7 protein-coding genes are annotated in these 11,924 nt (G+C 68.5%); 1 reads left to right on the top strand and 6 read right to left on the bottom strand.

The features are described from left to right. Nucleotides 1-48 precede the first annotated feature (48 nt). The 5 genes from D7Y11_RS11740 to D7Y11_RS11720 all read right to left on the bottom strand — a co-directional run bounded on the left by D7Y11_RS11740 (nt 49) and on the right by D7Y11_RS11720 (nt 7,015). The gene (locus D7Y11_RS11740; RefSeq protein ID WP_120578589.1) at nt 49-936 is read right to left on the bottom strand and encodes a sugar ABC transporter permease; all 888 of its coding nucleotides are present in this window, start codon (nt 934-936) and stop codon (nt 49-51) included. A gap of 3 nt (nt 937-939) precedes the next feature. Next, entirely contained in the window at nt 940-2,988 is a 2,049-nt protein-coding gene (locus tag D7Y11_RS11735) for a carbohydrate ABC transporter permease (protein WP_126933738.1), read from the bottom strand. A 13-nt stretch (nt 2,989-3,001) separates the two neighbouring features. Further along, nucleotides 3,002-4,225 carry an extracellular solute-binding protein gene (locus tag D7Y11_RS11730; RefSeq protein ID WP_120578587.1) on the bottom strand — a complete coding sequence of 408 codons (1,224 nt, stop codon included), beginning with the start codon at nt 4,223-4,225 and terminating at the stop codon, nt 3,002-3,004. Nucleotides 4,226-4,245: 20 nt separating this feature from the next. After that, a complete protein-coding gene (locus D7Y11_RS11725) occupies nt 4,246-5,340 on the bottom strand; it encodes an ABC transporter ATP-binding protein (protein WP_126933737.1) in 1,095 nt (364 codons plus the stop codon). Nucleotides 5,341-5,422: 82 nt separating this feature from the next. Then, nucleotides 5,423-7,015, bottom strand: a complete 1,593-nt coding sequence (locus tag D7Y11_RS11720) for an alpha-amylase family glycosyl hydrolase (protein ID WP_126933736.1) — start codon at nt 7,013-7,015, stop codon at nt 5,423-5,425. A 417-nt stretch (nt 7,016-7,432) separates the two neighbouring features. Here D7Y11_RS11720 and pulA point away from each other — a divergent pair, with 417 nt between their 5' ends. After that, nucleotides 7,433-10,876 carry a pullulanase-type alpha-1,6-glucosidase gene (pulA, locus tag D7Y11_RS11715; protein ID WP_126933735.1) on the top strand — a complete coding sequence of 1,148 codons (3,444 nt, stop codon included), beginning with the start codon at nt 7,433-7,435 and terminating at the stop codon, nt 10,874-10,876. A gap of 84 nt (nt 10,877-10,960) precedes the next feature. On the opposite strand, the gene map is transcribed toward pulA, so the two are convergent. Further along, on the bottom strand, nt 10,961-11,924 hold a 964-nt coding region (gene map, locus D7Y11_RS11710), incomplete at its 5' end, for a type I methionyl aminopeptidase (RefSeq protein ID WP_126933734.1).

The following is an 11,924-nucleotide window of genomic DNA, read 5'->3' as shown; positions in this document are numbered from 1 at the left end:
TGCTCCTTGCAACGACAGACGAAAGGACTGCGAAGAAAGACCGCGGGACTAACCCTTCACGCCACCGGCGGTGAGCCCGGAGACGAGGTACTTCTGCAGGAAGAGGAAGAGGAAGACGACGGGCACGGACACGATGATGGAGCCGGCCGCGAAGTAGCCCCACTGCTGGCTGAAGCCGCCCACGAAGAAGCGCAGGCCCACCGGCGCCGTGTACATGGCTTCCTGGTCCATGAACGTCGCCGCGAGGATGAACTCGTTCCACGCCGTCATGAAGCTGAACAGCGCCGTCACCGCCACCGCGGGCTTCGCCAGCGGCAGGATGATGCTCCAGAAGATGCGCCCCGGAGACGCACCGTCCATCAGCGCCGCCTCCTCCAGGTCCTTGGGGATGGTGTCGAAGTAGCCCTTGAGCATCCACACGCTGAACGGGATGGACGTGGTGGCGTACACGATGATGAGGCCCAGCCGGCTGCTGCCCAGGCCCAGCCACTGCACCAGGATGATGTAGAGCGGAATGAGCATCAGCGTGCCCGGGAACATCTGGGACACGAGGAACGCCATCATGCCCGCCCGCTGGCCGGGGAACTTGAAGCGGCTGAAGGCATACGCCGCCGTGCACGCCATGAAGACGCCCAGCACCGTGGTGCCAATGGCCACGATGGCGCTGTTGAGCATCCACCTGGCGAACGGCTGATCCGCCATCACCGACGCGAAGTTGGAGACGCTGAAGGTCTCCGGCCACGGCGTCACCGCGCGCAGCCGGTCCCAGAAGGTGGGGTTCTCCGGCAGCGTGGCGATGGCCAGGCTCTGCTTGCCGGAGAAGGCCAGGCTCACCACCCAGAGGATGGGGTAGATGGTGAAGAGGGTGAAGGTCACCAGCACCACGTGCAGCGGCAGGTGGGAGATGCCTTCGCGACGTTCAGAGAAGAGCGCCATGGGTTACGCGGCCTCCGTGGCGCGGCTCATGCGGTTCTGCACCATGCTGTAGAGCAGCAGGATGCCGAAGATGACGGTGGAGTACGCCGCCGCGTAGCCGTGGCGGTAGCGCTCGAAGGCGAACTTGTACGCCTGGGTGACCAGGATTTCGGTGGAGCCGCCCGGGTCACCGCCCGTCACCAGGAAGATGATGTTGAACATGTTGAAGGTCCACACCACCGACAGGATGACCGCGGGCACCAGCGCGGGCTTCAGCGCGGGCAGCGTGATGGCGGTGAACTGCTGCCACCGGTTGGCGCCGTCCACGCGCGCCGCTTCGTAGAGCTCACCCGGGATGGACTGGAGCGCGCCCAGCGACACCACCATCATGAACGGGAAGGACAACCATCCGTTGGTGGCCAGCGCCGTGAAGAACGACGTGAGCGGCGAGTCGAACCACGCCAGGCCGTCCCCACCGAACATCCGGATGACGTGGTTCACCACGCCGAACTGCTGGTGGAACATGCCCTTCCAGATGAGCGCGGTGATGTAGTTGGGCATGGCCCACGGCAGGATGAGCAGCACGCGGTACACCGGCCGCATCCTCAGATTCGGCACGTTGAGCGCCAGCGCGAGCAGCAGGCCCACCGTCACGCCGATGGTCACGTTCGTCACCGTCCACACGATGGTGAACAGGAGCGTGTAGTAGAAGTTCAGGTAGTTGAAGACCAGCGAGCCGTCCGCCGCCGTCTTCGCGAAGCTGAAGTCGCCCAGGATGTCCACGTAGTTGCGGAAGCCCACCCACAACTCAGACAGCGGCTGGCTGCTGTTGTAGAGGTTGGCGTCCGTGAACGACAGCGTGATGCCGTAGGCGAAGGGGAAGAACACCAGCACCACCATGCCCACCATGGCGGGCAGGATGTATGCGTAGGCCTGCCGGTGCTCCACCGCCGTGGCCACCGCGCGGTGCAGCGCGCCCAGGCCAATGAACAGCAGCACCGCCAGCCCCACCACGCCCAGCGCGCCCAGCGCCTTGCTCGCGTTGCCGCGCACCTGCGCGCCCGCCGCCGAGAGCTTGGCCTCATCCGGCGCTCCAGACTCCGTCAGCTTGCCCAACGGGCGGCGCATGGCGTCCGCGTCCCACGCGCCGGGCTTCAGCGCGGGCTCCGCGTTGAGAGTGTTCGCGGTGATGAGCGCCTGGGCCTTCTCGCCGCGCGTGCGCAGCTCCGCGCTGACCGCGTCCTCCGTCTGCCGCAGCTCCGCGTCCAGCGCGCGCAGCGAATAGACGGTGTAGCCACCCAGGCCCGCCAGGAACAGCGCCGCCGCCACCGCCACGCGCACGCCCTGGCGCGACAGCGCGAACACCGCCGCCGCGCACGCCGCCAGCGGCAGCAGGAACGCCAGCAGCACCGGCGTCCACGAAGGCGTTTCACCCTTCACCACCGCCGGGGTGAGGGACTCCACGGAGCCCACCACCTGCCCGTCCACCTCCACGGGCGCGGAGAGCAGCCGGCTCGCGCCGTTGTCGAGCAGCTCCGACTCCACCTCCGCCTTGCGCGCGCTGCCCTCCTCGCGGTTCGTCTCCACCGCGGCGCGCAGACGCTGGCCGCGGTCGTACAGCGGCTTCTCCTCGCGAGACAGCCGGCGCGGCGCCGCCTTGTCCCCGGTGTCATCCGGGAAGGTGGACGCCTCCAGCTTGATGCCGCTGAAGGCGATGACGCGCACGGAGCTTCCCGGCACGCCCGGCCAGCCCGCCACCACGGCCTTCACGCCGTCGCCGGTGCCGCCCGCGCGCTGCACCAGGTCCGCCAGCCCCAGCAGGGACACGGTGGCCGTGCGCTGCTCGCGCTCCGCCGCGCGCTCCTGGTTGGCGCGCGCGAGCAGGCCGTGCGCCAGGAACAGGGACACGCCCAGCGCCAGGGCGAGCCCCACCAGCACGCGCCCCCGGTAGCCGCCCGCACGGCCGGAAGGCCCCGGAGTCGAAGGGTCCTTCACGGAACTGCTCGGGGCGGTGGAGACCGGCGTGGGGGCACCGGCCGCGGAAGGGGGCTGCTGGGGGACGTTCTGGCTCACTTCAGCTCCTCACTTACTTCTTGCGCAGGCCGGCGACGTCCTTCGCCACGCTCTTCTGGGCCGAGTCCAACGCCGCCTTGGGGGTGGCGGTGTTCTTGAACACGGTGTTCATCGCGCTGGTGGCCGGGGTCCAGACCATCGACATCTCCGGCAGGTTGGGCATGGGCACCGCCACGTCCACCTGGTCCTTCATCGCCTTGAGCAGCGGATCCGCCGCCACCTTCGCGTCCTGGTACACGGCCTGGTTCGCGGGGCTCTGGCGGCCCTCCAGGGCCAGCGTCTTGCCCGGGCCCGCGTCGGTGAGGAACTTCGCGAAGTCGTAGGCCGCTTCCTTGTTCTTCGACGGGGCGGCCACGTACACGCCCTCCACCGTCATCCAGGGCTTCAGCGGCGTGCCCTTGTTCTCATCCAGCGTGGGCAGCCGGGCCAGGCCGTACTCCACGTCCTTGGAGACCTCGCCCAGGAACCACGGGCCGGAGAACACCATCGCGGCCTTGCCCTCGTTGAAGAGCGAGGTGATGAGCGCGCTGGAGGGCTCCGCGGGGAGGATGCCGTCCTTGTTCTTCCACTTGAGGACCTGCTCCACCGACTTCACGTTGGCGGGCGAGTTCATCGTGGGGGCGTTCTTCGCGTCGAACACGCCGCCGCCGAAGCCGTTCATCACCGCCGCGTGGTAGTAGAAGTCGTTGTACGCGTACGCGAGCCCGAAGCGGCCCGCCTTCGCGTCGGTGAGCTTCTTGGCCATCGTCACCATCTCGCCGGACGTCTTGGGCGGCGTGGGGACCAGCTTCTTGTTGTAGATGAGCGTGATGACCTTGTAGTTCAGCGGCAGGCCGTACGCCGTCCCGCGGTAGGTCATCGCCTCCATCGTCGTGGGGATGAAGCGCTTCTTCGTCGCGTCATCCAGGAAGAAGTCGATGGGCTCCACCGTGTTGCCCGCTTCAATCCAGCCGCCCAGGCGGTCCTGCGCGAAGATGAAGAGGTCCGGGCCCTTGCCGCGCGGCACGGTGGCGGAGATCTTGTCCGCGTAGGCGTCGTACGGCACCGCCAGCGTGGTGACCTTGACCTTGCCTTCGTTCGCCTTGTTGTACTCGGCGACCACCTTCTCCAGCGCGGCCTTCTCCTCCGCGCGGTAGGCGTGCCAGAGCACCAGCTCCGTGGCGGCGAAGGACGGGACGGGCAACAGGCCGACTGCGCACAGACAGAGGGCCGCGAGCAACGTTCGCAGGTGCGTCATTGAGAAAATCCTCCGGGATATCAAACGGAAAGCCGCAGCTCGGATTCAGCGTCGAAGAGATGCAGGGACTCCAGCTCCACCGTCACGGGAAGAGCGGCGCCAGGCTCCGGAGTCGCCTGGGGCGGCAGGCGGAAGACCAGCGGGTTGTCTCCCAGGCGGGCGTGCACGATGAGCTCGTTGCCCAGCGGCTCCACCAGCTCCACGCGCGCCTCCGCGGGCGCGGACTCGCCGCGCGCGACGTTCCCCGCGGGCAGGACGTTGTCCGGGCGCAGGCCCACCTTCACCTTGCGGCCGCCCTTGCCCGCCGTGGCCGCGCGCAGCTTCTGCGGCACCGGCAGCTTGAAGCCGTCACCGGTGAACGACGCGCCGTCCGCGTCCAGCGTGGCGGTGAGCATGTTGATGGGCGGCGTGCCGATGAACTGCGCCACGAACACGTTGACCGGCTTCTCGTAGACCTCCAGCGGGGTGCCCAGCTGCTGGAGCTTGCCGTCCTTCATCACCGCGATGCGGTGGCCCATGGTCATCGCTTCGATCTGATCGTGCGTGACGTAGACGGACGTGACCTGGAGCCGGTGCTGGAGCTTCTTGATCTCCGAGCGCATCTGCACGCGCAGCTTCGCGTCCAGGTTGGAGAGCGGCTCGTCGAAGAGGAACACCGCCGGCTTGCGCACGATGGCGCGCCCCAGGGCCACGCGCTGACGCTGGCCGCCGGACAGCGCCTTGGGCTTGCGGTCCAAGAGGTGCGTGATGCCGAGGATTTCCGCCGCCTCGTCCACCAGCTTGTCCATCTCCGGCTTGGGCGTCTTGCGGATCTTGAGGCCGAACTCCAGGTTCTGCCGCACGGACATGTGCGGATAGAGCGCGTAGTTCTGGAACACCATGGAGACGTCCCGGTCCTTCGGCGGCAGCGTGTTCACCGCGCGCTCACCGATGGAGATGGTGCCTCCGGAAATCTCCTCCAGGCCGGCGATCATCCGGAGCGCCGTGGACTTGCCGCAACCGGACGGCCCCACGAGGACCATGAACTCATGGTCGCGGATATCGAGGTTGAGCCCCTCGATGACCGACACGTCTCCGTAACGCTTCGCCACGTCCTTGAACGACACGCCGGCCATCAGGCCCTCCAGCAAGAGCCCCGCTCGCGCCGGTGACAACAGCACGTCCGGGTCAGGTTCTGCGCATGCACCGCCGGGTGCCTCACGGCACGCGTCCGAGGATGCGCGCGGACAGCGGCGGAAGCGCCAGGTCCAGCGTGGCGCCAGCCTTCGTCCGCCCTCCGTTCAGCAGATCCTCCACCTCGCCGACGCCCGTCCACGCTTCCGGCCACGGCACCGACACCGCGCCCTTCGTCTTGGCGCGGTTCACCGCCACCACCACCGTGTCGCCGGACGCTTCGTCGCGCCGCTGGAAGACATACACGTCGCCTTCCGTGGAGAGCGGCGAGTGCGTGCCCCGCGACAGGGCCGGGTGCGCGCGGCGGATGGCGATGAGGCGCTTGTAATAGTCGCGCAATGCCTCGTCGCGCTTCTTTCCCGCGCCGGGCTTCACCGCCTGCTTGCCCCACGGCATGTCGCCGCGGTTCTGCGGCCAGTCACCGCCCGCGCGGCCCACTTCCTCGCCGTAGTAGATGACGGGGATGCCGCTCGTGGTGAGCTGCAGCGTGGCGGCCAGGCGGAAGAGGGGCACGTTGCCCTGCAGCTGGTGCAGCGCCCCGTCCACGTCGTGCGACGACAGGAAGTGCGACAGGTGGTGGCCCGGCGTCACCTTCGCGCGAGACTGGAGGTAGCGGTCGAACGCCACCGCGCGGCCACGGCCCTGCACGAAGCCCAGCGCGTTGCCCTGGAAGGCGAAGTCGAACCCGGCGTCCATCTCATCCGGAGTGAAGTACGGCGCCAGCCCCTCCACGTCGCCGCCCCACAGCTCGCCCAGCAGGAAGAAGTCCGGGGAGATCTCCGCGCGCGTACGGCGGCGGTGTTCCTTCCAGAAGTCGTGGGACACGTGCTTCACGGTGTCCAACCGGAAGCCGTCCACGCCGGAGCGCTTCGCCCAGTCGATCTGCGCGTCCAGCAGGTACTTCGCCACCTCCGGACGTTCGGTCTTGAAGTCCGGCAGGCCCGCCACGCACGACGTCAGGTCATCCGAGCCGCAGGTGCCCTTGTCTTCCGAGCGCAGCCAGTCCGGGTGGTCCTTCAGGTAGCGCGAGTTGTAGCCCGGGTGGTTGTAGACGACGTCCAGCAGCACGCGGATGCCGCGAGCGTGCGCCGCGTCCACCAGCGCCTTGAAGTCCTCTTCCGTGCCGAAGCGCGGATCCAACGCCTGGAAGTCGTCCGCCCAGTAGCCGTGGTAGCCCCAGTCCGGGAAGCCAGAGCCGGTGACGAAGCCCGGAATCTGCTTCAAGAGCGGCGTCACCCACAGCGCGGTCACGCCCAGCGACGACAGCTCCTCCAGCTTCGCGGTGAGCCCCTTCAGGTCGCCGCCGTGGAAGGTGCCCGCCGCCTTCACGTCGCCCTTCTCGTTGTTGGAGGGATCACCGTCCGCGAAGCGATCCACCACCACGAAGTACAGCACCTCGTCCGCCCAGGGCCGTGCGGGCTCCTTCGTCGCCGGAGCTTGGGGGGAAGCCGGAGCAGCCTCCTTCACGGGTTCGGGGGCGGGGGTCGTCCGAGCCTCGGGAGCCTCCGGAGCGGGCGCGGCGGGCTGCGTCGCGGCGGCCTCCGGCACGGGCTGCGTCGGCGTCGGAGGGGCCGTGGCGCACCCCGCCAGACACAGGGCCACAAGGCCCTGGAACATCGGGCGCCACCCACCCCGGTGGGAGGCAGCGTTCGGTTGTGGGCAGGGGAGGCTGGAGGACATCTAGGCGCGGCACTGTATCCAACAGTCTGGAAAGGGGTGAAGGGTCGTCGGAACAATCGGCTGATGGCGCAATGCGCCATGTTCCGGATGTCTTCCTCTGCACACCCGTGTGACGCATGGCGCGGGCGGACTCAACGGAGCGCGCGATTCCTGCCGCACCGCGTCTCGGTTGGATGCCTTTTCCATCCGACGTCCTGGGGTGGATGTGCGGGTTCCAACGCTGATCATCCAGGGGGTCACGTAAACCCTGAAGACGACCCAAGGGTCACCCCCGACAGGACCGGCTGGTACCGTGCCGGGGATTTACACCCCCCTTGGAGGTTTCCCCTGAGAGTTCCATTCGCGGTTCCCCGCATGACGCGAGCGCTCGCGTTAGGCGGGCTCCTGGCGGCGCTCGTGCCGCTGTCGGCGCTGGCGGCGCCCACGTCGGTGACGGTCGTTGGCGATCTGCAGAGCGAGGCAGGCTGCGCCTCCGACAACGACCCCACCTGCGCGCAGACGGCGCTGACGTACGACGCGGCGGACGACAAGTGGCAGGGCTCGTTCAACGTGCCGGTGGGCACCTGGCACTTCAAGGTCGCGCTGGACGGTTCGCTGGCGCAGACGCACGGCGGCCCCGGCGGCGCGAACGTGGTGCTGACGCAGACGACGGCGGGCGCGGTGAAGTTCTACTTCGACGCGAACACGCTGTACGTGACGAGCAACCGCTCCAGCACCATCGCCACGGTGGCGGGCACGCTCCAGGCGAAGCTGGGCTGTCCCGGTGACTGGTCGCCGGATTGCCTGCGCACGATGATGCAGGACCCGGACGGCGACGGCATCTACACCTTCACCACGACCGGGCTGACGGCGGGCATCTACGAGTGCAAGGTCGCGCTCGACGAAAACTGGGGCACCGCCTACCCGGGCAGCAACGCGGCCTTCGAGGTGGAGAGGGACAACCAGGAGATGATCATCACCTTCGACTCGGGTGCCTCCAAGAAGGTGACCATCCGCGCCGCGGACGCTCCGGCGGGGGACCTGCTGCTGGCGCGGGCGCACTGGATTTCGCGCGACACGGTGGTGTGGAGCCCGGAGGTCGCGGTGCCCGCGGGCACGGTGTTCAAGCTGCACACGGCGCCCACGGGCGGCATGACGCTGAACAGCACCGGCGTGCAGGGCGGCACGGCGGTGACGCTGACGGTGGACGCCGCGGGCCTCACCCCCGCGCAGGCGGAGCGCTTCAAGAACCTCCAGGGCCGCACGGTGCTGAAGCTCGCCGAGGCGGACGTGGCCAACGCGGCCACGTGGCTCAAGGGCCAGGTGGCCCTGTCCGCGACGAACACGGCGGGCGTGATGCTGGACGCCACCAGCGCGCAGCTCGCGGGCGTGCTGGACGACCTGGACACGTATGACGGGCCGCTGGGCGCGACGTTCGAGAACGGCATCCCCACGCTGCGCCTGTGGGCCCCCACGGCCAAGAGCGTGAACCTGCTGCTCTTCGCGGACGGCACCCCCACGTCCACCTTCACCCGCGTGGCCATGACGGCCGGCGACAAGGGCGTCTGGAGCGCGACGGGCGACGCGACGTGGAAGAACCGCTACTTCCTCTACGAGGTGGAGGTCTACGCCCGCAAGGAGGGCAAGGTCGTCACCAACCGCGTCACGGACCCCTACTCGGTGTCCCTCTCCATCAACAGCGAGCTGAGCCAGATCGTGGACCTTTCGGACCCCGCGCTCGCGCCGCAGGGCTGGAGCACGCTGGCGAAGCCCGTGCTGGAGGCCCCGGAGGACATCGTCCTCTACGAGCTGCACGCGCGCGACTTCAGCATCAACGACCTGACGGTGCCGGAGAACGAGCGCGGCACGTTCAAGGCGTTCACGCGCGAGTCCGACGGCATGAAGCACCTGACCCGGCTGGCGAAGGCGGGCCTGACGCACGTGCACCTGTTGCCGGTGTTCGACATCGCGACCATCAACGAGGACCGCGCGGCGCAGCAGCACCCCGCGGGCGACCTGGTGTCGCTGCCGCCGGACTCCGACCAGCAGCAGGCGGCGGTGAAGGCCGTGGCGGACCTGGACGGCTTCAACTGGGGCTATGACCCGTACCACTACACGGTGCCGGAGGGCAGCTACTCCACCAACGCGCAGGGCACGACGCGCACGGTGGAGTTCCGGCAGATGGTGCAGGCGCTCAACCAGCACGGCCTGCGCGTGGTGATGGACGTGGTCTACAACCACACCAACTCCTCCGGGCAGAACGCCAAGAGCGTGTTGGACCGCATCGTCCCGGGCTACTACCACCGCCTCAGCGACGACGGGAACGTGGAGACGAGCACCTGCTGCCAGAACACCGCGTCCGAGAACGCGATGATGGAGAAGCTGCTCATCGACTCCGTGGTGACCTGGTCCAAGGCGTACAAGGTGGACGGCTTCCGCTTCGACCTGATGGGCCACCACATGAAGTCCAACATGGTGAAGCTGCGCGCCACGCTGGACGCGCTCACCATGGAGAAGGACGGCGTGGACGGCAAGGCCATCTACGTCTACGGCGAGGGCTGGGACTTCGGCGAGGTGCAGAAGAACGCGCGCGGCACCAACGCCACGCAGCTCAACATGGCGGGCACGGGCATCGGCACGTTCAATGACCGCCTGCGCGACGCGGCCCGCGGCGGTGGCCCCTTCAGCGGGCTCCAGGACCAGGGCTTCATCAGCGGCCTGCTGTCCGACCCGAACAGCTCCAACCAGGGCACGGAGGCGGCGCAGAAGGACCGGCTGCTGCTCTACGGCGATTGGATCCGCGTGGGCCTGACGGGCAACCTGAAGGACTACACGCTGGTGGACGCCACCGGCAAGTCCGTCACTGGCGCGGAGGTGAAGTACAACGAGGGGACCCCGGTCGGCTACACGCTGGACCCGCAGGAGGTCATCACCTACGTCTCCGCGCACGACAACGAGACGCTGTTCGACGCGGTGCAGTTGAAGGCGCGGCGCGACCTGCCCATGGCCGAGCGCGTGCGGATGAACAACCTGGGTGTGTCGCTGGTGGCGCTGAGCCAGGGCATCCCGTTCTTCCACGCGGGCGACGAGCTGCTGCGCTCCAAGTCGCTGGACCGCAACAGCTACAACTCCGGTGACTGGTTCAACCGGCTTGACTGGACCTACCAGTCGAACAACTGGGGCGTGGGGCTGCCCATCGTGGAGGACAACGACGACGGCCGGGCCCGCTGGGCGCTCTTCAAGCCCATGCTGGCGGACGCGGCGCTGAAGCCGGCGAACGCGGACATCGTCCGGGCACGCGACCACTTCGAGGAGATGCTGACCATCCGCAAGAGCTCGCGGCTGTTCCGCCTGCGCACCGGTGACGAGGTGAAGCAGCTGGTGCGCTTCGAGAACACCGGTCCGGACCAGATTCCGGGCCTCATCGTGATGGCCATGCAGGACCACGGCACGAACGCCGAGGGCAAGCGCGCCATCGTGCTGTTCAACGGCACGGACGACGCACAGACGTTCAAGGCGGACGGGTACAAGTCCCTGAAGCTCAAGCTGCACCCGGTGCTTCAGGCCTCCACGGACCCGGTGGTGCGCACCTCCGCGTACGACGCGGCCACGGGCGGCTTCACGGTGCCGGCGCGCAGCACCGCCGTGTTCGTCACCGACGACGCGGTTGTGGACCCGGATCCGGATCCGCAGGACCCCCAGGACCCGGACGAGTCCGACGGCTGCAACTGCCAGAGCACGGTGCCCGGTCCGCTGGGCGCCACCAGCCTGCTGATGCTCTGCGGCCTGGCGCTGAAGCTGCGCCGCCGCCGCGCTTAAGGCCGAAGTCTCCGGCTGGAAATGAAGCGGGCCCCGGATGCGAAGCGCGTCCGGGGCCCGTGGTGTTTCAGGGGTTGGAGAAGCTCAGGGGACGGTGAGGATCTCCGCGCCCGTGTCGGTGACGAGCAGGGTGTGCTCGAACTGGGCGCTGCGCAGGCCGTCCGCGGTGACGACGGTCCAGTCGTCGTTCCACGTGCGGTGGTCCCAGTGGCCCTGGTTGATCATCGGCTCCACGGTGAAGATCATCCCGGGCTGCATGACGGTGTCGGCTTCGGGCTCGTAGTAGTGCGGCACCTGGAGCGCGGTGTGGAACGTCTCTCCGATGCCGTGGCCGCAGTAGGCGCGCACCACGCTGGTGCCGTTCTTCACGGCGTGGGCCTCCACCGCGCGGCCAATGTCGCTGATGGGCCGGCCCGGCTTCACGGCGGCGATGCCGATGTCCAGGCACTCCTTCGCGATCTGCACCAGGCGCTGGTGCTGGGGCTCCACGTTGCCCACCAGGTACGTGGCCGAGCAGTCGCCGTGGACGCCATCCAGGTAGATGGTGATGTCCAGGTTGACGATGTCGCCGTCCTCCAGCGCGCGGCTGTCGGGGATGCCGTGGCAGATGACCTCGTTGACGGAGGTGCAGAGCGACTTGGGGAACTTGTGGTAGTTCAGCGTGCTGGGGTAGCCGCCGCGCTTGAGGTAGGCCTCGTGCGCGATGGCGTCCAGTTCGTCCGTGGTGATGCCCACGCGCACGTGCTGCGCGGTCTCCGCCAGCACCTGGGCGGCGGCCTGGCAGGCGCGGCGCATGCGGGCGATGACGTCCGCCGACTTCACGTCCGGCTCGTTGCGCGAGCGCGAGGGACGGCCGGCCACGGAGTCCGCATAGTCCGGCCGGCCGATGGTGAGCGGCACCACGCGGCGGGGGCCGACGATGCCGGGGCGGATGCCCTTGCGGTGGGTGTCGGCGCCCTTGCGGCGGGCCTCCACGGTGTCCGCGCCGCGGTGGCACTTCTTGTACTTGGAGCCACTTCCGCACCAGCAGGCGTCATTGGGCCCGGGG

Origin of the sequence: Corallococcus sp. AB018 (assembly GCF_003986945.1) — a bacterium.
Taxonomy (GTDB): domain Bacteria; phylum Myxococcota; class Myxococcia; order Myxococcales; family Myxococcaceae; genus Corallococcus; species Corallococcus exiguus.
Note: the sequence above shows the minus strand (reverse complement) of the source record. Positions and strands in the feature narration are given on the sequence as shown.

Excerpts from the sequence above, each read along its gene's own strand:
- D7Y11_RS11740 (WP_120578589.1), bottom strand. The coding sequence starts at position 936 with ATGGCGCTCTTCTCTGAACGTCGCGAAGGCATCTCCCACCTGCCGCTG.
- D7Y11_RS11730 (WP_120578587.1), bottom strand. The coding sequence starts at position 4,225 with ATGACGCACCTGCGAACGTTGCTCGCGGCCCTCTGTCTGTGCGCAGTC.
- D7Y11_RS11725 (WP_126933737.1), bottom strand. The coding sequence starts at position 5,340 with ATGGCCGGCGTGTCGTTCAAGGACGTGGCGAAGCGTTACGGAGACGTG.
- D7Y11_RS11720 (WP_126933736.1), bottom strand. The coding sequence starts at position 7,015 with ATGTTCCAGGGCCTTGTGGCCCTGTGTCTGGCGGGGTGCGCCACGGCC.
- pulA (WP_126933735.1), top strand. The coding sequence starts at position 7,433 with ATGACGCGAGCGCTCGCGTTAGGCGGGCTCCTGGCGGCGCTCGTGCCG.